The organism is Nocardioides sp. NPDC054178 (assembly GCF_055585005.1).
In genome coordinates this window covers 474-25,609 of record NZ_JBVJKY010000006.1, presented here as the reverse complement: position 1 = coordinate 25,609, position 25,136 = coordinate 474, and the positions used below count along the sequence as shown (strand labels likewise).

21 protein-coding genes are annotated in these 25,136 nt (G+C 71.3%); 10 read left to right on the top strand and 11 right to left on the bottom strand.

All coding sequences use genetic code 11. The features are described from left to right. Nucleotides 1-6: 6 nt before the first annotated feature. From benC to benA, 3 genes are read right to left on the bottom strand one after another with little or no spacing between them, the layout of a single operon-like run. Nucleotides 7-2,727: a benzoate 1,2-dioxygenase electron transfer component BenC gene (gene benC, locus ACZ6WN_RS20945; RefSeq protein WP_465867281.1), complete on the bottom strand. Its 2,721-nt coding sequence runs from the start codon at nucleotides 2,725-2,727 to the stop codon at nucleotides 7-9. Nucleotides 2,728-2,735: 8 nt separating this feature from the next. Next, nucleotides 2,736-3,260, bottom strand: a complete 525-nt coding sequence (gene benB / locus ACZ6WN_RS20940) for a benzoate 1,2-dioxygenase small subunit (RefSeq protein WP_465867280.1) — start codon at nucleotides 3,258-3,260, stop codon at nucleotides 2,736-2,738. Nucleotides 3,261-3,262: 2 nt separating this feature from the next. Beyond that, nucleotides 3,263-4,630: a benzoate 1,2-dioxygenase large subunit gene (gene benA / locus ACZ6WN_RS20935; protein WP_465867279.1), complete on the bottom strand. Its 1,368-nt coding sequence runs from the start codon at nucleotides 4,628-4,630 to the stop codon at nucleotides 3,263-3,265. A 193-nt stretch (nucleotides 4,631-4,823) separates the two neighbouring features. Here benA and ACZ6WN_RS20930 point away from each other — a divergent pair, with 193 nt between their 5' ends. The 4 genes from ACZ6WN_RS20930 to catC are packed head-to-tail and all read left to right on the top strand — an operon-like array spanning nucleotide 4,824 to nucleotide 8,033. Further along, on the top strand, nucleotides 4,824-5,735 hold the full coding sequence (locus ACZ6WN_RS20930) for a LysR substrate-binding domain-containing protein (protein ID WP_465867278.1): 912 nt from the start codon (nucleotides 4,824-4,826) through the stop codon (nucleotides 5,733-5,735). Then, nucleotides 5,732-6,835, top strand: coding sequence for a mandelate racemase/muconate lactonizing enzyme family protein (locus ACZ6WN_RS20925; protein WP_465867276.1), 1,104 nt, complete (start codon nucleotides 5,732-5,734; stop codon nucleotides 6,833-6,835). Before ACZ6WN_RS20930 ends, ACZ6WN_RS20925 begins: the two co-directional genes overlap by 4 nt. A gap of 38 nt (nucleotides 6,836-6,873) precedes the next feature. Beyond that, the gene (gene catA, locus ACZ6WN_RS20920; RefSeq protein ID WP_465867274.1) at nucleotides 6,874-7,749 is read left to right on the top strand and encodes a catechol 1,2-dioxygenase; all 876 of its coding nucleotides are present in this window, start codon (nucleotides 6,874-6,876) and stop codon (nucleotides 7,747-7,749) included. After that, nucleotides 7,749-8,033: a muconolactone Delta-isomerase gene (gene catC, locus ACZ6WN_RS20915; protein ID WP_465867273.1), complete on the top strand. Its 285-nt coding sequence runs from the start codon at nucleotides 7,749-7,751 to the stop codon at nucleotides 8,031-8,033. The genes catA and catC overlap by 1 nt, the downstream gene beginning before the upstream one ends. 7 nt (nucleotides 8,034-8,040) lie before the next feature. Here catC and ACZ6WN_RS20910 read toward each other — a convergent pair whose 3' ends face one another. Next, a complete protein-coding gene (locus tag ACZ6WN_RS20910; protein WP_465867272.1) occupies nucleotides 8,041-11,301 on the bottom strand; it encodes a BTAD domain-containing putative transcriptional regulator in 3,261 nt (1,086 codons plus the stop codon). 79 nt (nucleotides 11,302-11,380) lie between these two features. Between ACZ6WN_RS20910 and ACZ6WN_RS20905 the strand changes: the two genes are divergently transcribed. Together ACZ6WN_RS20905 and ACZ6WN_RS20900 are read left to right on the top strand one after the other, a co-directional pair. Next, nucleotides 11,381-12,088: a dienelactone hydrolase family protein gene (locus ACZ6WN_RS20905; protein ID WP_465867271.1), complete on the top strand. Its 708-nt coding sequence runs from the start codon at nucleotides 11,381-11,383 to the stop codon at nucleotides 12,086-12,088. A 123-nt stretch (nucleotides 12,089-12,211) separates the two neighbouring features. Next, nucleotides 12,212-13,282 (top strand): isopenicillin N synthase family dioxygenase, encoded by a 1,071-nt coding sequence (locus ACZ6WN_RS20900; protein WP_465867269.1) that lies wholly within the window; start codon nucleotides 12,212-12,214, stop codon nucleotides 13,280-13,282. 25 nt (nucleotides 13,283-13,307) lie between these two features. On the opposite strand, the gene ACZ6WN_RS20895 is transcribed toward ACZ6WN_RS20900, so the two are convergent. The 6 genes from ACZ6WN_RS20895 to ACZ6WN_RS20870 are packed head-to-tail and all read right to left on the bottom strand — an operon-like array spanning nucleotide 13,308 to nucleotide 20,316. Further along, the gene (locus tag ACZ6WN_RS20895; RefSeq protein ID WP_465867267.1) at nucleotides 13,308-14,309 is read right to left on the bottom strand and encodes an SDR family NAD(P)-dependent oxidoreductase; all 1,002 of its coding nucleotides are present in this window, start codon (nucleotides 14,307-14,309) and stop codon (nucleotides 13,308-13,310) included. Beyond that, the gene (locus ACZ6WN_RS20890) at nucleotides 14,306-15,652 is read right to left on the bottom strand and encodes a TIGR01777 family oxidoreductase (RefSeq protein ID WP_465867265.1); all 1,347 of its coding nucleotides are present in this window, start codon (nucleotides 15,650-15,652) and stop codon (nucleotides 14,306-14,308) included. The genes ACZ6WN_RS20895 and ACZ6WN_RS20890 overlap by 4 nt, the downstream gene beginning before the upstream one ends. Continuing rightward, nucleotides 15,649-16,992 carry a cryptochrome/photolyase family protein gene (locus tag ACZ6WN_RS20885; protein WP_465867264.1) on the bottom strand — a complete coding sequence of 448 codons (1,344 nt, stop codon included), beginning with the start codon at nucleotides 16,990-16,992 and terminating at the stop codon, nucleotides 15,649-15,651. Before ACZ6WN_RS20885 ends, ACZ6WN_RS20890 begins: the two co-directional genes overlap by 4 nt. Next, nucleotides 16,989-18,296: a class I SAM-dependent methyltransferase gene (locus tag ACZ6WN_RS20880; protein WP_465867262.1), complete on the bottom strand. Its 1,308-nt coding sequence runs from the start codon at nucleotides 18,294-18,296 to the stop codon at nucleotides 16,989-16,991. Before ACZ6WN_RS20880 ends, ACZ6WN_RS20885 begins: the two co-directional genes overlap by 4 nt. Then, a complete protein-coding gene (locus ACZ6WN_RS20875; protein ID WP_465867261.1) occupies nucleotides 18,293-19,048 on the bottom strand; it encodes a DUF1365 domain-containing protein in 756 nt (251 codons plus the stop codon). The genes ACZ6WN_RS20880 and ACZ6WN_RS20875 overlap by 4 nt, the downstream gene beginning before the upstream one ends. Beyond that, entirely contained in the window at nucleotides 19,045-20,316 is a 1,272-nt protein-coding gene (locus ACZ6WN_RS20870) for an NAD(P)/FAD-dependent oxidoreductase (protein ID WP_465867260.1), read from the bottom strand. Before ACZ6WN_RS20870 ends, ACZ6WN_RS20875 begins: the two co-directional genes overlap by 4 nt. Nucleotides 20,317-20,420: 104 nt before the next feature. Between ACZ6WN_RS20870 and ACZ6WN_RS20865 the strand changes: the two genes are divergently transcribed. Then, a complete protein-coding gene (locus ACZ6WN_RS20865; RefSeq protein ID WP_465867258.1) occupies nucleotides 20,421-20,858 on the top strand; it encodes an SRPBCC family protein in 438 nt (145 codons plus the stop codon). 8 nt (nucleotides 20,859-20,866) lie between these two features. Further along, nucleotides 20,867-21,763 (top strand): MerR family transcriptional regulator, encoded by an 897-nt coding sequence (locus ACZ6WN_RS20860; protein WP_465867257.1) that lies wholly within the window; start codon nucleotides 20,867-20,869, stop codon nucleotides 21,761-21,763. A gap of 3 nt (nucleotides 21,764-21,766) precedes the next feature. Here the strand turns inward: ACZ6WN_RS20860 and ACZ6WN_RS20855 are convergent, their stop codons facing one another. Next, complete coding sequence (locus ACZ6WN_RS20855; protein ID WP_465867255.1) at nucleotides 21,767-22,945, bottom strand: dipeptidase; 1,179 nt, start codon at nucleotides 22,943-22,945, stop codon at nucleotides 21,767-21,769. Between the two features lie 123 nt (nucleotides 22,946-23,068). Between ACZ6WN_RS20855 and ACZ6WN_RS20850 the strand changes: the two genes are divergently transcribed. Next, complete coding sequence (locus tag ACZ6WN_RS20850) at nucleotides 23,069-24,121, top strand: Lrp/AsnC family transcriptional regulator (protein WP_465867253.1); 1,053 nt, start codon at nucleotides 23,069-23,071, stop codon at nucleotides 24,119-24,121. Between the two features lie 75 nt (nucleotides 24,122-24,196). Then, nucleotides 24,197-24,580: a DoxX family protein gene (locus tag ACZ6WN_RS20845; RefSeq protein WP_465867251.1), complete on the top strand. Its 384-nt coding sequence runs from the start codon at nucleotides 24,197-24,199 to the stop codon at nucleotides 24,578-24,580. Nucleotides 24,581-25,136 lie beyond the last annotated feature (556 nt).

Here is a 25,136-nt window from a genome sequence, read left to right as displayed (position 1 = left end):
GGTGGCTCAGCCGAGGTCACCGCCGGCGACGGGCAGGACCGTGCCGGTGATGTAGGAGGCTTCCTCGGAGGCGAGGAAGCAGATCGCGGCGGCCTGCTCGTCGAGCGTGCCGTAGCGGTGCATCAGAGAGGTCTCGAGGGTCTGGTCGATATGGGCCTGGAACCACGCCTTCTCGGCATCGGTCGCAGGGGTTGGTGTGCCCCGGGAGATCCGGCGCGGCGGAGCCTCCGTACCTCCCGGGGCCGTCGCGGTGACCCGGATCCCCGACCCGGCGTACTCCAGCGCGAGGGAGGCGGTGATCGCGTTGATCCCACCCTTCGCCGCGGAGTACGGGATGCGGTGGATGCCCCGGGTCGCGGCCGAGGAGACGTTGACGATCACGCCACGGCCCCGCGCGACCATGCCCGGCAGGGCGGCTCGGCAGGCGTAGAGCGTGGTCATCAGCGAGCGGGTGATCTCGGCGTCGATCTGCTCGGCGGTGAACTCGGTGAACGGCTTGAAGTTGATCGCTCCGCCGACGTTGTTGATCAGCACGTCGATCCGGCCGTACGTCCCCAGCGCCCGTTCCACCAGCGCGGCCGCGCCCTCGTAGTGCTCGAGGTCGCACTCGACAGCACTGGCGCTCGCGCCCTGGCCGGTGAGCTCGCCGGTGACCTCGGCGACCAGCGGGGAGCGGTCGGCGAGGACGACCTTCCCGCCCTCGGCGGCCACCCGGCGGGCCACCTGGGCGCCGATGCCCTGGGCCGCGCCGGTGACGACCACGACCTGTCCGGCGAACCTTCCCGGGGTGATGAACCGCGGCCTGGTCGCGGCGGCCGACTCGGCCATCGCGCGCCGCATCGTCTCCTTGGACCGCTCGCTGTGGGCCTTGATCAGGTCGCGGGCGGCGATCCGGTCACCGCGCTCGAAGGCCTCGACGATGTCGAGGTGGTCCTGGGTGCACCGCGGGTGGCACCAGGTCGCGTTGCGCAGCACGTCCTCCATCCGGCCCCTGACGCCGAGCGCCTGGTAGGCGGCCAGCAGGTGGCCGTTGCCGGTGAGGGTGAACAGGTAGTCGTGGAAGGCCGCGTTCGACTCGGTGTAGCCGTGGGCGTCAAGGAATCGGTCGCCCTCCACGTAGGGAACGGTCGACTCGGCGAGCAGCCGGTAGCCGGCCAGCTGCCGGGAGTCGAGCCGCCCGATGGTCAGATCGAGCGCCCCCACCTCCAGCGCCGCCCGGGCCTCGAAGATCGCGTCCGAGGCCGAGATGTCCGGGTGCTCCTCACCGATCGTGTAGCCGTCCTCGGTCGTCGAGGCGTCGGCCGCGTCGAGCGAGGCGTCAGCTACGTCGGCCGAAGCGTCAGTCGCGTCGGCCGAGAGGTCATCCCTGGCCGGGAACACCTCCTGGCCACCGATCCTCCGGGCGTCACCGGTCACCGCGAGGTCGTCGTCCTCGGCCACCACAGCGCTGATTCCGTCGAACGCGACCGGCGCGACCAACTGGCCGGCGATGCGGCGTACGACATCACCGTCGTCGCGAGCCACGGCGGCCGAGTCGGCGGGCCCGAGGTCGAGCGCCGGCAGCATCTCCTGGCCGGCGAGGGCCCGGGCCTCCGGGTGGGCCTCCAGCTCGACAGGTACGGGTGACGCCTCGGCCGACGCGGGCGACGTCTCGGCCGACGGGGCCGACGCCTCGGCAGCGGCGGGGACGGCGAGGGCGAACTTCTCGTAGTAGAACCCGGTGGGCTCGAGGCCGGCACCGGCGACGTGGGTACGCACCGCCTCGACCATCGGCGGCGGGCCGCACAGGTAGATCGCGACATCCCCGTCGTGCAGGTCGTCGGCGCCGATCAGGCTCATCACGTAGCCCTTGTTGGCCGCGGTCGAGGCGGGGTCGGAGACGCAGTGGTCCCAGGTGAACCCGGGCAGCCGCGAGACCAACTCGCCGACCTCGTCGAGCTTGACCAGGTCGTCGTCGGTGCTGACGCCGTAGACCAGCCGGCCGCCGCGGTCGCAGCCGTCGACCTCGAGCTGGCGCAGCATCGAGAGCACGGGCGCGAGCCCGGTGCCGCCGGCCAGCATCAGCACCGGCCGACGCGCCTCGCGCAGGAAGAAGGAGCCGTTCGGACCGGTGAAGGTGACCTCGTCACCGACGGCGGCACGCTCGGTCAGCCAGGTCGACATGGCGCCGCCCGAGGTGAGCTTGACCAGGAAGACGAGCCGCTCCTCGTGCGGGGCGTTCGCGAAGGAGTACGACCGGGTCACCTCGGTGCCCGGCACGGCGATGTTGACGTACTGCCCCGGCAGGAAGGCCAGCTCGCCGCGGTTGGGGATGTCGATGGAGAGCTCGACCGTGGTCGGGCTCAGCCGGTCCAGGCCGACGACGGTGCCGGTGTAGCTGGCGGCGCCGGTCTTGGCGACCTCGGAGGTGGTGGCGATCTGCAGCGCGAGGTCCGAGCGCGGCTTCATCGAGCACGGCAGGGCGTACCCCTCGGCGGCCTCCGCCGCCGACAGCGCGTCCTCGATGTAGGTGCCGCCGTCGTACTCCCCCGACTCGCACAGCGCCTTGCAGGTCCCGCAGGCGCCGTCGCGGCAGTCCAGCGGGATGTTGATCCGCTGCCGGTAGGACGCGTCGGCGACGGTCTGGTCCTCACGGACGGTGATGAACCGGGTCACCCCGTCCTCGAAGGAGAGCGCGACCTGGTGGGTCGCGACCCCAGTGGTCGGCTCGGTCTCTGTTGCAGTCATCGCGCGCCTCAGACGTGGTAGATGTCGACGACGTGGTGGATGTAGTCGTTCTTCAGCACCACGGTCTTGCGGCGGATCAGCGGCTGCTCGCCGGAGAAGTCGACCGTGTAGAACGACGTGCCGTAGTAGGGGTCGACGGTCTTGTAGCGGAAGTACATGGTGTGCCAGTTGAAGCGCACGTCGACCAGGTCGCCGCGGCGCTCGATGACCTCGACGTTGCTGATGTTGTGGGACGTACGCGGCTCCGGCAGCGAAGTGGCCGAGGACCGCTCCGTACGGATCCGGAAGACGCGGTCCTCCAGACCACCCTTGTTGGGGTAGTAGATGAGCGACATCTCGGTCTGCGGGTCCTCGGTGAGGAGGTCGGCGTCGTCCCAGCAGGGCATCCAGTAGACGACGTCGTCGGCGTAGCACCCGAGCCACTTCTCGAACTCGCGGTCGTCGAGGAACCGCGCCTCGCGGTAGAGGAACTGCTCGATCATGGTGTGGGTGATGAGCTTCGACCCGGTCGCGGCGTTCTGCGTGGGCGTCATGGTCAGTTGCCCTTCTCGTTCGCGATGGCCGCGCGGATCTGCTCGGCCCACTGGGCGTGCATGACCGGGTAGAGGCCCTCGTCCTCGTTCTTCGCACCGGCGGAGATCACGCCCGGCATCTCCAGCGCCTCGGCGACCTCGTCGGGGCCGGTGTGCCAGTGCTCGGCGCCGCGGCTCATGTCGTTCCACGGCGCGGCCGAGGCCTGGTAGGTCAGGAAGCAGGAGCGGAACTCCTCCAGGTCGTCGGGCGTGGCCATGCCGGAGGCGTTGAAGAAGTCCTCGTACTGCCGGATCCGCCAGGCCCGCGACTCGGGGCTCTCGCCCTTGGGGGCGATGCAGTAGATGGTGACCTCGGTCTGGTCGACCGAGATCGGCCGGAAGTGCCGGATCTGGGTCGAGAACTGGTCCATCAGATACACGTTCGGGTAGAGCAGCAGATTGCGCGAGCCCTTGACCATGAACTCGCCCTTGGCGTCGCCGAACTTCTCCTTGAGCGTGTCCATCTGGTCCCACAGCGGCCGGTCGGCGGGGTTGGCCGCCCAGGTCCACAGGCACAGGTGCCCGTTCGGGTAGGACCAGTAGCCGCCACCCGCCTTGCCCCAGCTGCCGGCGTCGACGGTCTTGGTCGTGTTCTTCGACTCCCCGGTGTTGCGACGCGAGGTGGTGGCCGCGTAGTTCCAGTGGGTGGCGGTGACGTGGTAGCCGTCGGCGCCGTTCTCCGCCTGGACCTTCCAGTTGCCGTCGTAGGTGTAGGTGGAGGAGCCACGCAGCACCTCGAGCCCGTCGGGCGACTGGTCGACGAGCATGTCGATCACCTTCACGGTGTCGCCGAGGTGCTCCTCCAGGGGGAGCACGTCCTCGTTGAGCGAGCCGAACAGGAAGCCGCGGTAGCTGTCGAAGCGGGCCACGTGGGTGAGGTTGTGGGAGCCCTCGGTGTTGAAGCTCTCCGGGTAGCCCGCGCCGTCGGGGTCCTTGACCTTGAGCAGGGTGCCGTCGTTGCGGAACGTCCAGCCGTGGAACGGGCAGGTCAGGGTCATCCGGTTGTCGGTCTTGCGCCGGCACAGCATCGCGCCACGGTGGGCGCAGGCGTTGATCATGCAGTGCAGCTCGCCGTCCTTGTCACGGGTGATCATGACCGGCTGACGACCGATGTAGGTGGTGAAGTAGTCGCCGGGGTTCGGCACCTGGCTCTCGTGGGCGAGGTAGATCCAGTTGCCCTCGAAGATGTGCTTCATCTCCAGCTCGAAGACCTCCTCGTCGGTGAAGATCCGGCGGTTGGCGCGGTAGATCCCGGCCTCGCGGTCCTCGACCACGGCGTCCGACAGGACGTTCTCGATGTGGCCCAGGCTCTCGGTGAGCGGTGCGGTCATGGTGATGCCTCCAACGGGTGACGGTCACCACACCTTCGCAAGGAGTGGCGGCCGTCACACCAGGCGAATGCCCAGTTCCGACCTAGGCATCCATTGATCATTCGAATCAATCAATGAGCGTCAGTTTCGTCCTTGTTGTTTATCTATCCCAGGCCTAGTGTGGCGACGGTCACCACGTCTTGAGGAGCGATTCATGGAGCTACGCCACCTGCGGTACTTCGCCGCGGTCGCCGAGACCTGCCACTTCGGGCAGGCCGCGGCGCAGCTGCACATCGCCCAGCCGGCGCTCTCCCAGGCGATCCGCCAGCTCGAGTCCGAGCTCGACGTCACCCTGTTCACCCGGACCACCCGGCAGGTCTCCCTCACCCCGGCCGGCGAGTTCCTGCGCACCGAGGCCGCCCGGGTCCTGGCCGCCGTCGACGACAGCGTCCGAGGCGTACGCCGCATCGGCGCCGGCCGCCACGGCCTGGTCCGCCTGGGACTCACCGGCACCGCCTCGTTCTCGCACCTGCCGGGCATCGCCCGGGTGGTCAAGCGCGAGCTGCCCGAGGTGGCGCTCGAGATCCACGCCGACCTGCTCACTCCGGCCCAGTGCGAGCGGCTGCAGAGCGGGGCGCTCGACCTCGGCGTACTGCGGCCGCCGGCCACCGGCGAGGGGCTGACCCTGCGCACCCTCGAGGTCGAGCCCCTCGCCCTCGCCATCCCCGTCGACCACCGGCTCGCCGTCGAGCCCGTCGTGGCCCTGGCCGACGTCCGCACCGAGCCGTTCATCGCCTACAGCGCCCGCGACTCCGCGGTCAACGAGGCGGTCCTGCGCAGCTGCCGCGAGGCCGGCTTCGTGCCGCGCCGGGAGCACGAGGCGCCCAGCACCGCGGTCCTGCTGGCGCTGGTCGCCGCGGGCCTCGGCGTCGCGGTCGTCCCGGCCTCCGTGCGGGCCCTCCCGCTGGAGGGCGTGGTCTTCCGCGACCTCCTCGACGCCGGCAGCGTCGAGCTCGCCCTCGCCTACCGCACCGACGACGACAACCCCGTCGTCGACGCCGTCATCGAGATCCTCGAGGCAGCAGACCTGTTCACCGCACCCCGTCTGGAAGCTCCCCGATCATGAAGATCACCAAGATCGAGGCGATCCCGTTCGCCATCCCCTACCGCAAGCCGCTGCACTTCGCCTCCGGCGAGGTCCACACGGCCCAGCACGTGCTCGTGCGGGTGCACACCGACGACGGTGTCGTGGGTGTCGCCGAGGCACCGCCGCGTCCGTTCACCTACGGCGAGACCCAGGCGGGGATCATCGCCGTCGTCGACCAGCTCTTCGCCCCTCAGCTCGCCGGCCTCACGCTGCTCGAGCGGGAGACCGCCCGTGCGCTGATGGACCGCACCGTCGGCAACCCGACCGCGAAGGCCGCCGTCGACATGGCCATGTGGGACGCCCTCGGCAAGACCCTGGACCTGCGGGTCGTCGACCTGCTCGGGGCCTACACCGACCGGATGCGGGTCTCCCACATGCTCGGCTTCGACTCCCCGGAGGCGATGGTCGCCGAGGCGGAGCGGATGCGGGAGACGTACGGGATCTCGACGTTCAAGGTGAAGGTCGGCCGCTCCCCCATCGAGCTCGACACCGCCGTCGTCCGTGCGCTGCGCGAGCGGTTCGGCACCGAGATCGAGCTGTACGTCGACGGCAACCGTGGCTGGACCGCGGCCGAGTCCGCCCGGGCGATGAAGCAGATGGCCGACCTGGACCTGCTCTTCGCCGAGGAGCTCAACCCTGCCGACGACGTGCTCGGGCGCCGCTGGCTGGTCAGCCAGGTCGACGTGCCGTTCATCGCCGACGAGTCGGTCCCGACCGCGGCCGACGTGACCCGCGAGGTGCTCGGCGGCTCCGCCACCGCGATCAGCATCAAGACCGCGCGCACCGGCTTCACCGGGTCGCAGCAGGTGCTCCACCTGGCCGAGGGCCTCGGGCTGGAGGTCGTGATGGGCAACCAGATCGACGGCCAGCTCGGCAGCGCCTGCTCGATCGCCTTCGGTGCCGCGCACCGGCTCACCTCCCGCCGAGCCGGTGAGCTCTCCAACTTCCTCGACATGGCCGATGACCTGCTCACCGAGCCGCTCGAGATCCGCGACGGCGAGCTCGCCGTACGTCCTGGTGCCGGCCTCGGGGTCGAGATCGATGCCGACAAGCTCGATCACTACCGCACCGACAACTGAACACCAGACCCCACACCGCAACACGAGAGGACACACTCATGACCACCGACCAGACCCTCGAGTCCGCCGAGGCCGCCACCGCGGCCGCCTCCGGCGCCTCCGCCACCGAGCGGTTCGCCGCCGACAAGTCGCCCTTCGACGCCGTCAAGGACACCCCGCCCGAGCGCGTCGACCGGCTCGCCAAGCGTGTGCTCAACGCCGTCTACGACACGATCCGCGAGGAGAAGGTCAGCTACGACGAGTACAACGCACTGAAGGCGTGGCTGATCCAGGTCGGCAAGGACGGCGAGTGGCCGCTCTTCCTCGACGTCTGGGTCGAGCACGAGGTCGAGAAGGTCGCCACCGAGCACCGCGAGGGCAACAAGGGCACCATCGAGGGGCCCTACTACGTCCCCGACGCCCCCGAGCAGGGCGCGAACGGCACCATCCCGATGCGCGAGGGCGAGTCCGGCACCCCGCTGACCTGGACCGGCACGATCACCTCCACCGACGGCACCCCGCTCGACGGCGCCAAGGTCGAGCTGTGGCACGCCGACGCCGACGGCTTCTACTCGCAGTTCGCCCCGGGCATCCCGGAGTGGAACCTGCGCGGCAGCTTCACCGTCGGGGCCGACGGCGCCTTCGAGATCCACACGATCCAGCCGGCGCCCTACCAGATCCCGACCGACGGCTCCTGCGGCAAGCTCATCGCCGCCGCCGGCTGGCACGCCTGGCGTCCGGCACACCTGCACGTCAAGGTGTCGGCCCCCGGTCACGAGCTCCTCACCGCCCAGCTCTACTTCCCCGGTGACGAGCACAACGACGACGACATCGCCTCGGCCGTCAAGCCCGAGCTGGTGCTCGCCCCCGTCGCCGACGGGGACGGCTCGGTCAGCGTCGACTACGGCTTCGTGCTCGACCCGGTTCGCGGCTGATGCTCTACCACGTACGCATGGACGTCCGGATCCCGCACGACCTGGATCCGGACGTCCGCGACGACACGATCGCCCGCGAGAAGGCCTACGCCCAGGAGCTCCAGCGCGCCGGGAAATGGCCGCACCTGTGGCGGATCGCCGGGGAGTACGCCAACTTCTCGGTCTTCGACGTCGAGTCCCACGACGAGCTCCACCAGATCCTCTCCGGGCTCCCGCTGTTCCCCTACATGGACGTCCAGGTCACCCCGCTGGCCCAGCACCCCTCCAAGGTGGACCAGAGCTGAGGTTCGTCTAGAGCTGTCCGAGCACCCGGTCGGCTTCGCGACGCAACGGCGCGAAGCCGTGCTCGGCGGCCAGCTGCCGGCCCCGGCGGGCGTGGACCCGGGCGGCCGTCGTGTCGCCCTCCGCACGGAGGGCCTGGGCCAGCCCGATCCGGGCGCGGGTCTCGGTGAACGAGGCGACGTGCGTGTGGCTGAGCCGGACCGCGTACTCATAGGTCTCGGCGGCGTCGCGGTGGTTTCCGGTCGCATCGAGGGCGGCGGCATAGCTGCACGCCGTCGACGCGACGAAACGTACGTCCCCGTGGGCCCGCGCGGTCAGGTGGGCACGCTCGGCGAGCTCGAGCGCCGAGCCGTGGTCGCCCCGGACCAGGGCCAGCAGGCTGAGCTCCTCGAGCGCGTTGGCCTCGGCGAACGGGCTCCGGTTGCGGGTGGCCTGGGCCAGCGCCGACTCCAGGCGAGCGCCGGCCGAGTCGAGCATGCCGAGGGCGCGCTCGGCCGCGGCCAGGGTGGCGAGCTCGAGCGGGGTGGCGCTGCCCTGGGCCTCGCTCAGCTCGACCGCCCGGAGATGGTGGCTGCGTCCCTCCTCGAAGCGACCCTGCTCGGTGCAGGCGATGCCGAGAGCCTGATGAGCCCAGGCCCGCAACCCCTCGGTGCCCTCGACGTCGCCGAGGATCTTCAACGCGTGCGTGTAGGCCACCTCGGCCTCGCGTCCGGAGTCCGCGACCCGGTGGCGGTGGCCGTCGACGATCGCCGCGAACGCCAGTCCCTGCGTCCACCCGCTCGCGTCCAGGAGACTCCACGCCCGGTCCGACTCCGCCCAGGCCTCGTCCATCCGCCCGAGGACGCCGAGCACGTCGGCTCGCAGCGTACGCAGGAAGGCCTCGGCCCGCGCCTCGCCCTCCAGCGAGGCGGCCTCGGCCCCGACCGTCATCAGGTCGAGGTAGGTGGTCACGTCGAGGCGGGTCCGGTAGTGGATCCGCGCCTGGTCGACGAGCTTCCAGGCGTAGTGACGCCGGTGCGGGTCGGCCGCTGCCTGCTGGGCGAACGCGATCAGCAGCTGCGCCTCACGGTCGAGCCAGGTGCGGGCCTCGTCGGCCGAAGCGAAGCCCGAGGCATTCCGCTCGGACGGCTCGATCTCCAGAGCGCGCAGACGGCCCGGATAGACGGTGTCGGCGGCGCTGACCGTGGTGTCGAGCAGCCAGTCGGCGAGCCGGCGCTGTGCCTCCGGCTGCTCGGGGTCGGCCGCGGCCAGATCGCCCGCGTGGAGCCGGAGCAGATCGTGGTAGTGGTAGCGCCCGACCCCGTCGCCGGCTCCGTCGACGGCGGCGTTGTCCGAGCTGACGGTCTGCAGCATGTTGGCGTCGACCAGGTCCTCGAGCAGCCGCTGCGCGGTGTCGGGGTCGCGGTCGAGAACGGCAGACGCCGGAGCCGGGTCGAAGTCGTAGGCGGAGATCAGCGAGCACAGCCGGAAGGCACGCTGCGCCTCGGCGGGCATCGCGGCGTAGGAGATCTCGAGGCTGGCCGCCACGCTCACCTCGCCGACGGCCAGCTCGGCGAGCCGGTGGGAGCTCTCGCTCAGCCGGGCGGCGTACGTCTCGATCGACCATTCCGGGCGGCTCAGCAGCCGGGCCGCGGCGATCCTGAGCGCCAGCGGGAGACGGCCGCAGGCCAGCGCCAGCGACTCGCCCGCGCGCGGTGCCGCGGCGACGCGCTCCCGACCGACGATCGCGCCGATCAGGTCGATGGAGGCCTCCGTGCTGAGCTCGCCGAGATGGATCTGGCGGCCCAGGTCGATCGTGCCGGCGAGGGCCGGCAGCCGGTGACGGCTCGTGAGGATCGTCCGGTTCGCACCGAGTCCGGGCAGCAGCGGGACGACCTGGCCGGCGCTGTCGACGCTGTCCAGCACGATCAGCATGCGGCGGTCGGAGAGCTCGCTGCGGAGCAGGGCCGCGGCGTCGGCGTCGTCGGTCGGGATCTGCTGGCCGGAGAGGCCGAGCGAGCGCAGGAAGCGCCGCAGCACCGAGCCGGGCTCCACCGCCTCGCCCGAGACACCGTGGAGGTCGGCGTAGAGCTGGCCGTCGGGGAAGTCGCCGGCCAGCCGGGCCGCGGCGGTCAGGGCCAGCGCGCTCTTCCCGGATCCGGCCGGCCCGGTGACCAGCACGGCGGCACCGCCGTCCTCGCCGAGCCCGGCCGCCAGCGTCTCGAGCTCGGCGTCACGCCCGATCAGTGCCGGTGCCGCCGGCACCTCCCGGGGTAGGTCGCGCCGGCGGGCGCCCTCGACCAGCGTCGGTCGCCGGGTGTGCCAGCGTCCTTCCAGAGTCCCCTGGCGTACGTCCTCGAGGACCGGGCTCGGGTCCAGCCCGAGCTCCTCGGCGAGGACGGCACGGACCGTGTCGTAGGCGGCGAGCGCCTCGGCCTGCCGACCGGACGCCGCGAGCACCTTCACGTACGCCGCCCACACCGGCTCGTCCAGCGGCCGCAACCGGGCGAGCTCGCCCACGACCGGGAGGGCCTCGCTGGCCCGGCCCTCGGCAACGCCCAGCGTCGCCCATCTGAGCACGACCGCGACGTACTCGTCCTCGATCGTGCTCGACAGCCACGGCGCCTGGTCGAACCCGTCGGGACGCCCGCGCCACAGGCTGACGGCCTCGGTCAGCGGCGCCATCTCGTCGGTCCTGGTCAGCTCGCGGAAAGCGACCAGGTCGAGCTCGTCGGCCGAGGCGTCGAGGCGGAGCGCGCTGCCGTCCTGGACGACCGCGATCGGCGCGACGAGCGCACGCAGGCGCCGGAGCAGCTGGGCCAGCCGACGGCTCGAGGCCGCGGAGGTGAGCTCGGGCCACAGCAGGTCGAGCAGCTCGTCGCGCCCGACCTTCTCCCCCGGCTCCAGCGCCAGCCGCCGCAGCAGCAGCCCGACCTGATCGGGTACGTCGGCCGGCACCCCGTCACGGACCACGACGGTCGGGCCGAGGACGGCGATGCTCACCGCGGTGCCGTCGACCTGGCGGGTGGGGGTGAAGGCCTCGGTGAACCGGGCCGTCTCCTCGGCGCTCAGGTCCAGGGCGTCGGCGAGCGCGCGCAGCGACGCCGCCCTCGGACGCCTGGTCCTCCCCTGCTCGAGGTCGCGGATCGAGGCGACGCTGAGCCCCGCGGCCCGTGCCAGCGCGCCCTGGGTCAGCGAACGCGACTCACGCAGCCGGCGGAGTCCGGGACCGAACATGCCCTCCGGGAGCACCCCGGTCTCTCCGTCAGGGCCCCGAGGCTGGCGAATCACCACGAAATCCTATCGGGTCCGGCGTCGTTCGGCCCGCAGACTCCTCGGACCTGCGAAGATGTCGCACCGAGGTGATGAGATGTCGATGATCGACTATGCCGCTCCCGCGGGTCCGGCGCGTGGCTACCTCTCGGTTCCCGCCGGTGCCGGGCCCTGGCCCGGCGTGGTGGTCGTGCAGGACATCCTCGGCATGACCACGGACATCAAGCGGATCGGCGACCGGTTCGCGGCCAACGGCTACCTGACGCTGACCCCGGCGCTCTACGAGCGGGGCCCGAAGGTCGGGTGCGTCGTCAGCACGATGAGGTCGCTGGTGACCGGCAAGGGCACCGCGGTCGACGACCTGATCGCCGCTCGTGACCACCTCGCCGGGGATCCACGCTGCACCGGCAAGGTCGGCATCGTCGGCTTCTGCATGGGCGGCGGCTTCACCCTCCTGCTGGCCCCGCGCGGCATCTTCGACGCCGCCGCTCCCAACTACGGGGTGCTTCCCGGCGGTCTGTCCGCGCTGAGCTCCTCGTGTCCGATGGTCGCGAGCTACGGCGCCAAGGACGTTCTCCTGCGCGGCACCGCGGCGAAGGTCGAGGCGGCGCTCGCCGAGGGCGACGTGCCCCGCGACGTCAAGGAGTACCCGGGCGTCGGTCACAGCTTCATGAACGACTGGGGCTTCCCCGCCCCGGCCCCCGTCCTGGAACGCGTGGTCGGCTTCAACTACTCCGAGCCGGAGGCGGAGGACGCCTGGCGGCGCATCCTCGCCTTCTTCGGCGAGCATCTCGACCCGAAATAGCGCCGAAACCTCGGCGTCCTACTGTGGTGGAGCCCGAGTTCAACGGAAAGCAAGGCCTCCTGGCCGGGAAAGCGGACACCTCCGGGCACGACCATCCGTCTGCTCCGACCTAGGAGAACACCCGTGAGCGAGCATCAGCGAGTGACCCGTCCGAACACCACCTTCCACGTCCCCGCCGTCGACATCGCCGCGTACGTCCGGGCCGGGACGCCCCAGGAGAAGGCGGCCGTCGCGGCCGCCATCGACACCGCCTGCCGTGAGGTGGGCTTCATCCAGATCCTCGGCCACGGCGTCGCGCCGGCTCTGGCCGACGGGCTCGCCGCGGCGATGGACGACCTCTTCGCGCTGCCGCCGGCGGAGAAGGCCCGGTGGCGCCGCCCGGCCGCCGAGAACCGTGGTTACACCCCTCCCAAGTCCGAGACGCTCGCGCTCAGCGCCGGCGTGCAGTCCGAGACCCGGATGAAGGACTTCTTCGAGGCCTTCAACGTCGGCTCGTCGGTCTCCGACCATCCCGGTGCCGACCTCGTCGAGGCGCACTACGCCGAGAACACCTGGCCGGCGGTCCCGGGCTTCCAGGAGCGCATCGACGCCTGGCGCGCCGAGGCCGCCCGGGTCGCGCGCACCATGGTCACGATCTTCGAGGACGCGCTCGACCTGGAGCGCGGCACGATCGCGAGTCTCGCGGCCCACCCGATCGAGGTCCTGCGGATGAACAACTACGCGCTGCCGGAAGGCACCCGGGTCGAGGTCGACGAGGACATGATCGGCATGGGCGAGCACACCGACTACGGCATCGTCACGATCCTGTGGGCCGACCGGGTCAAGGGCCTCCAGGTCCTGCACGGCGGCGAGTGGCACGACGTCAGCCCGGCCGAGGGGGCGCTCCTGATCAACCTCGGCGACCTCACCACCCGGCTGACCAACGAGCAGTGGCTCTCGACCCTGCACCGGGTCAAGCCGCCGATCGTCGACGGCACCATCCAGCGGCGCCGGTCGGCTGCGTACTTCTTCGACGGGGACGCCGAGGCGATGATCGGCCCGCTGCCGGGGTTCGTCGACGACGAGCATCCCCGCCTCTACCGGGACGTCGCCGTCGACGAGCACATCGCCGCCAAGCTCGCGGGCTCCCGTGCCGGGGTGCTCAACGCCACCGCCGGCCGGGAGGCGGCCCGCGTGCTCACTGCGGGTCGCTGACCAAGGGCATCGGGTGACATCGGAGCTAGGGCCCGTCCAGGCCGGCGGCGGCCGCCGCCCAGCTCCACAGCGCCTCGGTCTCTCCGTGACCGGGGCGGGTCGATGACCGATAGCTCGTGGGGCGCTGGCGCCGGTCGTGCCAGAAGGTGCCGGACGGCGGGACCGGCTCGGTAGCGGCGAGCCAGACGGCCGTGTCCGCGCCGGCCTCGGCCGGCCGCAGCAACGGTCGGCTCAACGTACGGAAGGCGGGGAGCGATCGGGCGAGACCGGGTGTGTCCGCCCAGCCGGGGTGCATGACGAAGGTGGAGATCCGGTCCGGTGACCACCGCCGGTCGAGGATCGGGGCCAGCTCCACCTGCATGCGCTTGGACCTCGCGTACGCCACGGCGCCCTGGTAGGTGCCGTGCTCGAACTCGGGGTCGTCCACGGGAAGCGGCTGGGTGTACATCCCGCCGGAGGCGACGAAGACCTGCCGGGCGCCGCGCTCCGAGCGGCGCAGGGCCGGCAGCAGTCGCTCGGTCAGCCGGATCGGCCCGAGCACATGGGTGGCGACCGACAGCTCGTGGCCCTCCACCGACTCGGCCCGCTCGGGCGGCATGACCCCCGCGTTGTGCACGAGCACGTCGAGAGCGGCATGCCCGCCCTCACGCGCGCAGAAGTCCTCGGCGAACGCGTCGATCATGGCCGGGTCGGAGACGTCGCACCGCTCGGTGTGAAGCTCGGCGGTGCGGCCCTCGACGCGGAGCAGCCGCTCGATCCGGGCCACCGCGGGTGCGGCCCGTTCGGGCGAGCGCACCAGCACATGGACGCGCGCGCCGAGCCGGGCCAGGCCCAGCACGGTGGCCTCACCGAGACCGCTCCCGCCACCGGTGACCACCGCGGTTCGCCCTGCCAGCGCTCCCGGACGCGGGTCACCCTCGGCCCAGCGGCGGCGGCGGATCGCGTAGCCGAGACGGGAGTAGCCCAGCACGACCGTGCGGTCGAGCACCCGGTCGAGGCCCTGGTCTGGTGCGGTGGTCCGGTTCATGCGCGCACGCTCCCGAGGACATGTCGCAGCGCCTGCTCGGCCTCGACGAACCGGAAGCGGTGGTCGAGACCGAGGAGTCGTTGCGGGACCACCCGCTGGTTGGCGAAGGCCACCTCCTGCGCACCCTCCCGGCCCAGGAGCAGCCGGGGACCGAACGACGGAGTCGGCAGGATCGCCGGGCGGTGCAGCGCTCGCCCGAGGGCAGCGGCATAGGCACGCTGTCGCACCGGGGCGGGCGCGACGGCGTTCACCGGACCGTGGAGGCCGGGATCCACCAGAGCCCGGTGGTAGATGTCGACGAGATCGTCGATCGCGATCCATGACTGCCACTGCTCCCCCGACCCCATCGGGCCGCCGAGACCGGTGGCGAACAGGGGCCGCTGCAGACGTAGTGCTCCGCCACGCGGGCTCTGCACGATTCCGGTGCGCACCAGGACGACCCGCATCTCCGCGTCGACCGAGGCCAGGGCCGCCTCCTCCCAGTCGCGGACCACGTGGGCGAGGAAGTCGTCCCCGGGCGTGGAGTCCTCGGTGAGGATCTCCTCGCCGCGGTCGGCTCCGTAGATCCCGATCGCCGACGCGCAGACGAAGACACCGACCCCGGCCGACGCGCTGGCCCGGGCCAGCAGTCGGGTGGGCCCGATGCGTGAGCCGCGGATCAGCTCCTTGTGTCTGTCCGTGAACCGGCCCGCGATGCTGTGCCCGGCCAGGTGGACGACGGCGTCGACCCCGGCCAGCGAGGCCGGGTCGGGGTCGTCCGGGTCCCAGGCGCGCTCGTCGGGTGCGGTCGGACGGTGGCGCACCAGGCGGACCACGGTGTGCCCGCCGGTGGTGAGGAAGGCCGAGAGCGCGCTCCCCACCAGGCCGGAGGCGCCGGTGACCGCCACGGTGAGGCGAGGTGAGTCGGCCGCGGAGCGGTGAGCCGCCAGGTCGTCGGCGAGCTGACGCTGCCGGTAGGCGAACATCGACGCGAGCAGCCGCCTCGGCAGCGTCGTGGTGACCCTGTCGACCACGGTGGTGCCGTCACCGGCGCTCTCGAAGTCGTGTCGATGGTGCCACGAGACCGGCACCAGGAACGGGCGCGAGACCAGGCGGTCGGCGAAGCTGTGCCCGGCGGCGTACTCCTCGGGCAGGTGCCGGGCCACCCAGTGCCGGCCGGCGGGGAGGTCGAGCACCGCCGTGCCTGTGGCGAGGTCCTGGGCCTCCTCGGCGATCCGGACAGGCTGCCACGGGGGCACCAGCCGCTGGAACGCGCCGGCTCGGCCGTGCCAGCCGAAGACGACGTCGGCCGCATCCGGCACCGTGTGCCGGAACTCGTGGGTCGCCGCACGCGATGGAATCATCGGGTCGAGTCCTTCAGCTCTGCGAGCCGGGCCAGCGCCTCGCGACGCTCCTCGGCATGGTCGACGACGCGTTCAGGGTAGCCGTCGGCCAGCCCGTCGGGGTGGCGCCACGGCTCGTGGGCGGCCGCCCCCGCGAGATGACGAAGCTCAGGCACCCAGCGCCGGACGTAGTCGCCCTGCGGGTCGAACCGAAGCCCCTGGGTGATCGGGTTGAAGACCCGGAAGTACGGCGCGGCGTCGGTTCCGGTCCCGGCAGCCCACTGCCAGCCGTGGCTGTTGGAGGCCAGGTCGCCGTCGAGGAGATGGTCGAGGAAGTGCCGGGCGCCGACCGGCCACCAGATGTGCAGATCCTTGACCAGGAAGCTCGCCACGACCATCCGCACCCGGTTGTGCATCCAGCCCTCCGCGAGCAGCTGGCGCATGCCGGCATCGACGAACGGAAAGCCGGTCCTGCCCGACTTCCACGCCTCCACGAGCTCGGGATCCTCGTCGTACTGCATGCCGTGCAGCGCTCCCCGCAGGTCCTGCCAGGCCGACCGGGGCTCGTGCCAGAGCACGTCCGCGTAGAACTCGCGCCAGGCCAGCTCCGCGACGTAGCGCTCGACGTCCTCGCCGGAGGCGCCGGTCTGGTGCGTGCCCAGATCGGCGAGGAGCGTACGCGGGTGGATCTCGCCGTACTTCAGGGCCGTCGAGATCCGGCTGGTCCGATCGAGGTCGGGCCGGTCGCGGGCCGAGGCATAGCCGGCCAGGTCCTCGGCGCAGAAGTCCTCCCAGCGGTGGAGCGCCGCACGCTCACCGGCCTCCTGATCGGGATGGTCGGGCAGCGGATCCGACTCGAGCTTCGTCGTCCACTCGACTCCGGGGTCACCGGCGGGTGCCCGCCACCCGTGCTCGCGCCATGCCCGCAGGAAGGGCGTGAAGACACGGTAGGGCGACCCTGTGGCGTTCCGGACCCTCCCAGGGGTCACGGCGTAGGAGCTGCCGGTGCCGACCAGCCCGACACCGTCGGCCGCCAGCCGCTGCTCCACCTCGGCGTCGCGCCGGCGGCCGTAGGGGGTCGTCTCGGTCGAGACGTGCACCTGGCTCGCCCCGGCCTCGGCGGCGACCTGGGCCACGACCTCGACCGGGTCGCCCTGGCGGATCACCAGGGCACCGCTCATCTCCTCGCGTAGCGCGGCGAGCGAGGCCAGCAGCCGGCCCCACCTCCGACCGGACCCGGCGGCCAGCCGCGGGTCGAGCACGAACAGCGGCACCACGCGCCCGTCGGCGGCGGCAGCCTGCAGGGCGGGATGGTCGCCCAGACGCAGGTCCCGCCTGAACCACATCACCGACGTCGTCACGAGCGATCCCGTCCGTCGGCCTCCAGGCGGATCTGCGCGACGTCGATGGCTCCTGCCCGGAAGCCCGCCTCGCAGTAGGCCAGGTAAAACTCCCAGGTCCGGCGGAACTCCTCGCCGAAGGAGTCCGACCGGATCGTCGGCCACGCGGCCAGGAAGGCGGAGCGCCAGCGGCGCAGCGTCTCGGCGTAGTCGGCCCCGAACCTGTCGGTGCGGGTCACGCTCAGCCCGACCTGGGCGGCCTGCTGGGAGATCACCGTCGCGGACGGGATCAGCCCGCCCGGGAAGATGTGCTTCTGGATCCAGCCGTAGGAGTTGCGGGTCGCCAGGTAGCGCTGGTGCGGCATCAGGATCGCCTGCAGGGCGATGGCGCCGCCGGGACGGACCAGTCGGGACAGGGCGGCGAAGTAGTCGGGCCAGTAGCGCTCGCCGACCGCCTCGATCATCTCGATGCTGACCACGGCGTCGAAGGTGCCCACGACGTGCCGATAGTCCAGCACGAGCACCTCAACCCGGTCGCTGTAACCGACGGCCTCGACCCGCTCCCTGGCCAGCGCCGCCTGCTCGACCGACAACGTGACGGTGGTGACCCGGGCGCCGCGCCGAGCCGCCTCGATCGCGAGGGTCCCCCACCCCGTGCCGATCTCCAGCACCTCGTCACCGGCACCGACGCCGGCCAGGTCGAGGGCCGCGTTGACCTTGCGCAGCTGGGCCTCGTGCAGGTCTTGCTCCGCGACCGGTCGGGTGTGGTCGAAGAGGGCCGAGCTGTAGCTGAGGCTGGGGTCGAGGAACGCGGCGAACATGTCGTTCCCCAGGTCGTAGTGGGCGGAGATGTTCTCCTGGGTGTGCTCCACGGCACCGCGCTGGTCCGCGGGGATCGGCAGGTCGACGAGGCGGCGCAGCCGCAGCATCCAGCCCGGCAGCAGCCCGCCGAGACGCTCGGCGTAGGGAGTCAGCGCGTCCGCGAGATCGGTGCCCTCCGCGGTGTGCCAGTCCCCGGCTGTGTAGGCCTCGCCGAGGCCGATCTTCGGGTTCGCCGCGAGCCGGCCGTAGAAGGACTGCGGGCGCCGCAGCACGATGGCCGGCCTTCCGGTGGCAGGCGATCCTTCGGCAGGCGATCCGCCTCGCTGATCGAGCAGGCTGCCGTCGGGAAGCACCACGTCGACCGGGACCCGCCGGGTCGCCAGACGCAGCACCTGCTTGGCGATGCCTGCTCGCAGACGCCCGGTGGCTACCGGCGTATCGCGCATCGGCAGCTCGAGCGCCGCATGCTCCGCGCTCTCGAGGGTCACCGGCTCTGCACTCATGATGTGGCCTCCTTCTGGGGGGCAGGACGGGGAAAGACGGGCAACCTGCGCAGCCACAGCCGGATCCCGTGGAACCGGATGAGGGCGCTGACCCGATGGGGCATCAGCAGATGGGAGAGGCTCACCCGCAGCAGCGCGCGACGCGTCGCGGGCTCGGGTGTCCCGCGGGTGGTCGCCGTCAGCACACGGGCGCCGTCGCGGTCCAGGCCGACGGTCACGCAGACCTGGCCCGGATCGAGCTGCAGCTGGATCTCGTAGGTGCCGGACGTGTCGTTGAACGGTGAGACGTAGAAGGCCTTGCCGGTGTGGGCTCGTCCGCGTCGGTCGACGTCGAGCAGGTAGGCGTGGCGTCCGCCGTAGGTGTTGTGCACCTCGAAGACGACCGCACGTTGCGCACCGTCCTCCGACAGCACCCAGAAGACCGTGAGGGGGTCGAAGACATGACCCAGGACGCGTGCGTTGGCCAGCATCAGCACCCGGTCGGCCGGCGCGAGGTGGACGCCGCGGCCGGCGAGGAACGCACCGAGATCACCACGGATGCCGCGTCCCGAGGAGCCGCCGTCGAGATGGTCCTCGGCCCGGAACCCGGCGAGGGGCCGCAGCCAGAACGGGAGGCGAGGCAGGTCGTCGAGGTCGACGAGCCACTGGTAGCTGCGGTGGCGGAACGAGTTCCGCAGCGGCACCTGCCGGGCGTGGCTGACGTGCCCCACGACCAGCGCGGGCAGCTCGGGTGGGACCGGTGAGGAGCTCACCAGGACACCCCGAACGACTCGGCCGCCTCCACCCCGGAGCGACATCCGTCCTCGTGGAAGCCCCAGCCGAGGTGAGCGCCGGCGAAGGCGAGGCGAGGCCCGCCGGCCGTACGCAGCCGCGCGGCCGCCGCGACCGCCTCGGTCGTGAAGACCGGGTGCTCGTAGCTCATCCGTGCGGTGACCTTGGCGGGATCGACATGCTCGGTGGCGTTGAGGGTCACCACGTGCTCGTCGCGGTCCTCGAGACCCTGGAGCCGGTTCATCCAGTAGCTGACGACCACCTTGTCGGCGCCGCCGCCGCACGAGGCGAGGCGGTAGTTCCACGACGCCCGGGCACGGGGCGAGGCCGGCAGCAGGGCGTCGTCGCGGTGCAACCAGGTCTCGTTCCGCGAATACCCGATCGCCGCCAGGTCGGCCTTCTCCTCCGGGGACGCGTCGACCAGGAGCTTCAGGGCCTGGTCGGCGTGGGTCGCCACCACCACGCGGTCGAAGCGCCTGGACCCGGTCCCGGTGCGCACCTCGACCCCGTCGGCGTGCCGCTCCACGGCGGTCACCGGTTCACCGACACGGAGCTCGCCCACCCGCTCGGCGATCCTGTCCACGTAGGCGCGGGATCCACCCACGACCGTGCGCCACGTGGGCGACCCGGTCACCTGGAGCATCCCGTGGTGGTCGAGGAAGGCGAACAGGTGCCGCGCCGGGTAGGCGGCAGCGTCCTCGTCGCCGCACGACCAGACGCAGGAGACCAGCGGCACGGCGAAGTGCTGGACGAAGTAGTCGCTGAAACCGCCCTCCTCGAGGAACTGGCCCCACGTCAGGTCGCTGTCGGTCTCGAGCAGTCGGCGGGCGCGGCGGTGGAACCGCGGCACCTGCGCCAGCATGCGCAGGAAGCGCGGGTCACCGAGACGACCAGGGTCGGCCAGGATGCCGCCCAGACCCTTGCCGCCGGCGTAGGAGAGGCCGCAGTCGTCGCAGACGATGCTCATGCTCATCTCGGTCGGCCGGGTCTCGACGCCGAGCTCTGCGAAGAGCCGGAGCAGGTTCGGATAGGTGCGCTCGTTCATCACGATGAAGCCGCTGTCCACCCGGAGGACGGCTCCGGCCGCGCTCGCGACCTCGTGGGTGTGCGCATGGCCGCCGAGCCTCTGCTCGGCCTCGAAGAGCGTGACGTCGTGGCTGCGGGCGAGGAGGTACGCCGCGGTCAGCCCCGAGACTCCGCCGCCGATCACGGCGACCGTCTGCCGTGGGGTGTCGGCCGCTGGGCTCATGGGGAACTCCCTCTTCAGGCAACGGCATCGCCGCTGGCTAGTTTCTGAAATCGAACGTACAATGTTTGTACAAGGTATGTCAAAGGTTTGAAAGGGGCCCGATGATGAAGATCGATCGAACCGTGGAGACCTCCGCACCGACCTCCGAGGTATTCGACTTCCTGTCCGACTTCACGACCACCGAGGAGTGGGATCCGGGCACGGTGCGCACCGACCGCATCTCCGGCGACGGCGGGGTGGGAACGGCGTACGCGAACACCTCCCGGTTCCTCGGACGCAACACCGATCTCACCTACGTGGTGGAGGTCTTCGAGCCCGGCACCCGTCTCGTGCTCCGTGGCGAGAACAAGACGGTCGTGGCCCATGACACGATGACCTTCGTACCGACTGCCACGGGCGGCACATCCGTGCGTTACGTGGCCGAGTTCGAGCTGAAAGGCATGGCCAGGATGGTGGCCCCACTGCTGACCCCCGCGTTCACCCGCTTGGGCGACTCCGCATCCGAGCAGATGCGCGCGACCCTGGACCGACTGGGCCGGTAGCAGAGCAGATGTACACCATCAAGCACGCGGCACAGCGGGTCGGCATCACCACCGCGACGCTTCGTGCCTGGGAACGCCGATACGGCGTCATCGCTCCCCACCGGTCCGAGAGCGGCTACCGCCTCTACGGCGACCACGACGTCGCCGTGCTGCGGTCGATGAAGCAGCTCGTAGACGAGGGCTGGTCGGCCGCCCTGGCGGCGGCCGAGGCGATCCGGATCGATCGAGCTCAGCCTGACCTCGGCGTCACCGCGGAGGGGCGCGGCAACGGAGCCGGCCCCTCCCCCGGCCTCGCCGAGCAGCTGACGACCGCCGCCGCGGCACTCGACACCACCAGGCTGGCCGCGAGCCTGGACCAGGTGTTCGCCCTCGGCAGCTTCGAGACGGTGATGACCGACCACGTCCTCCCCGCCATGGAGAAGCTCGGGGACGCGTGGGCCGACGGCCGGGTCAGCGTCGCCGGGGAGCATCTGGCCTCGAACGCCGTGATGCGGCGCCTCGCCCTCGCCTACGAGGCGGCGGCCGCCCACGGCCGCGGGCCCCGCATCGCCCTCGGGACCGCACCCGACACCCGGCACGAGATCGGCCTCTTCGCCTTCGCCGTCGCCGCCCGGCGACACGGCCTGGACACCGACTACCTCGGTGCCGACCTACCGATCGACGACTGGCTCGGCGTCATCGACGATCCAGGCCTCGCCGCAGCCGTGCTCGCGATCCCCACCCCCGCCGACATCACCGCCTCCGCCGCGGTGATCACCGCGCTGCACGACCACCGACCCGATCTCGTCGTGGCCGTCGGCGGAGCACAGCAGAGCCACGCTCCCGAACCCGCCGTACGCCTGGGCGACGACATCGCTGCCGGTGCGAGGACGCTGGCGGACGCCATCTCGCAGAAGCAGCGCTGACCCCTACTCGGGCAGGGTGGCGCGGAGCACGCGCAGCGTGTTGCCGCCCATGATGGCCGCCACCTCGGTCTCGTCATAGCCCCGGTCGACGAGCTCCTGGGTGATCGCGGCGAGATCGCCGGTGTCCCAGCCGACGGTGGTGGAGCCGTCGTAGTCGCTGCCGAGGGCCGCGGTCTCGACGCCGCCGACCTCGATGACGTGGTCGATGGCGTCGACGACGGCCTCGACGGTCAGGTCGCACACCGCGGCGTCCCAGTAGCCGACCCCGACGACACCGCCGGTCGCGGCGACCCCGCGTACCTCCTCGTCGGTCAGGTTGCGGTTGACGTCGCAGGTCGCCTGTACGCCGCCATGGCTGAGCACCACCGGCTTGGTGGCCATCGCGAGCATCTCGGCGACCGCGGCGTGGCTGGCGTGCGCGATGTCGACGATGATGCCGCGGCGCTCCATCTCGGCGAACACCTGGCGTCCCAGGTCGGTCAGACCGCCCTTCTCGACCCCGTGCATGGAGCCCGCCACCTCGTTGTCGAAGAAGTGGGTGAACCCGGCCATCCGCATGCCGGCGTCGTAGAGCGTGTCCAGGTTGTCGAAGTCGCCCTCGAGGTTCTGCAGGCCCTCGACCGAGAAGAGCGCACCGGTGACCTGCTTGCCGGCCTCGCGGTCGGCGATGAGCGCGTCGAGGTCCCCGCGGGTACGGATCAGGCGCAGCTTGCCGTCGGAGTCCGCGGCCGCCTTGTCGAGCTTCTGGGCGTGGTAGAGCGAGCGGTCGAGCAGCGAGCTCCAGGTGCGGGGCGGCTGGAGCTGGGCGAAGGTCAGCAGGGTGATGTTGTCGCTGTCCCCGGTGTTGCTGTCGTAGTTCTGCCCCTTGGGCGACTTCGACACCGAGGAGAAGACCTGCAGCGCGACGTTGCCGTCCTCCAGCCGCGGCAGATCCAGATGGCCCCGGTCCGAGTGCTCCAGCACGTCGCGGTCCCACATCAGGGTGTCGCTGTGCATGTCGATGACCTGCAGCGAGTCGTGCAGCCGTCGCGTCTGGGGCGTCACCTCCGGCAGGCTGGCCGGACGGAGCTTGTTCTGGGCGTTCTCCACGATCCCCGGCGCCAGCGCGAAGAAGCCGGCGCCACCGATGAGGAGAACGGTGAGTACGGCCAGGAGCAGTCGCTTCGTCCAGCGTCGGGTCATCTTTGGGAGTCCTCTCGGGTGCGGCGCTCGGGTGAGCGGCACGAGTATGGCGACGCGTACCTCGGCGACCGGTGAATTGGACCGAATCGCCCGTCGGAAAGGGCGATCGGACAGGATGTGACCATGGCGACACTGGATGAGGACGACTTTTCGCTCATCCACGCGCTGCAGATCAGGCCGCGCGCCTCCTGGACGGATCTCGCCGCCGCCCTCGGCACCTCGCCGGCAACGCTGAGCCGTCGCTGGGAGCGGTTGCGCGCCGACGGCAGCGCCTGGGTCATGGGCCATCCGCGCGTCCGCGGCGAGTACGGGACCAACCTCGCGGTCGCGGAGATCTCCTGCGTCAGCGGGCGCGCCGGCACCCTCGCCCAGGAGCTGGCCGCGTGGCCGATGATCATCACCATCGAGGAGGCGGCCCGCGACTACGGGCTGATCGTGACCGCCGTCGGCCTCGGCCCCGGGGACATGCCCAAGCTGCTTCTCGACGACCTCTCCGCCCTGCCGGGCGTCCTCGGCGTACGCGCCCACCACGTCGCCCGGCTCCACCTCGACGCGAGCAGCTGGCGGGTCGGCGGGCTCGACCCGGAGCGGGCCCGGGCGGTCGCCCGGATCCCGGACCACATCACCTCCGGCGAGGGCAGGTCCGTCCCGGTGAACCCCTGGGCCGAGCCGTACGCCGCCCTCACCCAGGCGCTGATCCGGAACGGCCGCAGCAGCGCGGCCGACATCGCGCGCCGGACCGGCCGGCCGCTGTCGACGACCCGTCGCCAGCTCGGTCAGCTGCTCGCCTCCGACGCCCTCACCTTCCGCTGCGAGGTCGCCCAGGGCCTGACGCCGCTGCCGATCGTGGTGCAGACCTGGTGCCAGGTCCCGGTCGACGACGTGACCGCGTGCGTGAACCGTCTGCGGGCCACCCCCGGCGTACGCCAGGTCGTGGGTCTGCCCGGGCCGACCAACCTGCTGATCAGCACCTGGACCCGCTCGCCCGAGAGCGCCATGCTCCTCCACGAGCACCTCCAGCGCGATCTCGCGCCGCTCAGGGTGGCCGAGTCCGCGATCGTCCTGCGTCAGATCAAGCGACTCGGCTGGAAGCTCGACGAGCTCGGCCGTTCCACCGGCACCCTGGTCCCCTACCCGCCCAGCGCCGACGACACCCACACTCCCGAGGCCGGCTGACGCCGATCGGGTCATGTCACAGAGCGTCGCGTCGTCTCGTCTCCAGCTGTGAACCCCACAGAACAGGAGAGAACGATGAACGTCGTCCTTTGGATCATCGCCGGACTGCTGGCCCTCGTCGCCCTGGCAGGAGGCCTCACCAAGACCTTCATGCCGCTGGACAAGCTGGCCCAGCACGACGGCGCCGCCTGGACCCGCGGCGCCACCCCGGCCTTCGTCCGGACCCTCGGGATCCTCGAGATCCTGGCCGCGACCGGACTCGTCCTTCCCGCCGTGCTCGACATCGCGCCCGTCATGGTGCCCGTCACCGCCGCCTGCTGGATCGCGCTGATGATCGGCGCGATGATCACCCACGGTCGTCTCGGCCAGGCGAAGCTCGTCCTGGTCAACGTCGCCTATCTGGCCCTGGCCGTGGTCATCGTCGTCGGCCGCTTCGGCACCACGCCCTTCACGGCCTGACCAGCTCGTCGAGTCGGCGCATCCATCGCTCGCTGGTCGAGCCGGCACATCCATCCCGCTGACAAGTCCTCCCTCGCTCGCTGGTCGAGCCAGCACATCCATCCCGCTGACGAGTCCTTCTTCGCTCGCTGGTCGAGCCGCGAGCGCCAGCGAGCGTGTCGAGACCAACACAGTCGCTTCCGCGTCTGGTCCGGTCGAGCGTGGCGACCTTCTGTCGTAGACATGGTTTAGGGACTGGTTCTTGGGGACCGTGGACCGCCGACCCGATCACGAGGTCTTCTCAAGCTGGTCCGGCGTCAAGGCGATGTATCGAGCTTGTCGAGATGACGCCCTGCGGGAGCCGGCTTCGCTGGCCGCGTTGGGGGTCTGTGTCGTGGACCGGTGAGGGGGTAGTCGAGAGCTTGTCGAGAACAGCAGTGGCAGGGCGGCGTGTAACCCTGCCGAGTCGGCGCATCTTGACCGGTGTCTCGCGAAGCGAAGCGAGCGAGCCGGTCAAGATGCGCCGAGTCGGGGCGTTGTGGGGCGGCGGGGGGGGGCCGGGGGGGGGGGGGGGGTG

Bases quoted from the DNA above. Each gene is read 5' to 3' on its own strand.
- benC (WP_465867281.1), bottom strand. From the start codon at position 2,727: ATGACTGCAACAGAGACCGAGCCGACCACTGGGGTCGCGACCCACCAG.
- benB (WP_465867280.1), bottom strand. From the start codon at position 3,260: ATGACGCCCACGCAGAACGCCGCGACCGGGTCGAAGCTCATCACCCAC.
- benA (WP_465867279.1), bottom strand. From the start codon at position 4,630: ATGACCGCACCGCTCACCGAGAGCCTGGGCCACATCGAGAACGTCCTG.
- ACZ6WN_RS20930 (WP_465867278.1), top strand. From the start codon at position 4,824: ATGGAGCTACGCCACCTGCGGTACTTCGCCGCGGTCGCCGAGACCTGC.
- ACZ6WN_RS20925 (WP_465867276.1), top strand. From the start codon at position 5,732: ATGAAGATCACCAAGATCGAGGCGATCCCGTTCGCCATCCCCTACCGC.
- catA (WP_465867274.1), top strand. From the start codon at position 6,874: ATGACCACCGACCAGACCCTCGAGTCCGCCGAGGCCGCCACCGCGGCC.
- catC (WP_465867273.1), top strand. From the start codon at position 7,749: ATGCTCTACCACGTACGCATGGACGTCCGGATCCCGCACGACCTGGAT.
- ACZ6WN_RS20905 (WP_465867271.1), top strand. From the start codon at position 11,381: ATGTCGATGATCGACTATGCCGCTCCCGCGGGTCCGGCGCGTGGCTAC.
- ACZ6WN_RS20895 (WP_465867267.1), bottom strand. From the start codon at position 14,309: ATGAACCGGACCACCGCACCAGACCAGGGCCTCGACCGGGTGCTCGAC.
- ACZ6WN_RS20890 (WP_465867265.1), bottom strand. From the start codon at position 15,652: ATGATTCCATCGCGTGCGGCGACCCACGAGTTCCGGCACACGGTGCCG.
- ACZ6WN_RS20880 (WP_465867262.1), bottom strand. From the start codon at position 18,296: ATGAGTGCAGAGCCGGTGACCCTCGAGAGCGCGGAGCATGCGGCGCTC.
- ACZ6WN_RS20870 (WP_465867260.1), bottom strand. From the start codon at position 20,316: ATGAGCCCAGCGGCCGACACCCCACGGCAGACGGTCGCCGTGATCGGC.
- ACZ6WN_RS20865 (WP_465867258.1), top strand. From the start codon at position 20,421: ATGAAGATCGATCGAACCGTGGAGACCTCCGCACCGACCTCCGAGGTA.
- ACZ6WN_RS20860 (WP_465867257.1), top strand. From the start codon at position 20,867: ATGTACACCATCAAGCACGCGGCACAGCGGGTCGGCATCACCACCGCG.
- ACZ6WN_RS20855 (WP_465867255.1), bottom strand. From the start codon at position 22,945: ATGACCCGACGCTGGACGAAGCGACTGCTCCTGGCCGTACTCACCGTT.
- ACZ6WN_RS20850 (WP_465867253.1), top strand. From the start codon at position 23,069: ATGGCGACACTGGATGAGGACGACTTTTCGCTCATCCACGCGCTGCAG.
- ACZ6WN_RS20845 (WP_465867251.1), top strand. From the start codon at position 24,197: ATGAACGTCGTCCTTTGGATCATCGCCGGACTGCTGGCCCTCGTCGCC.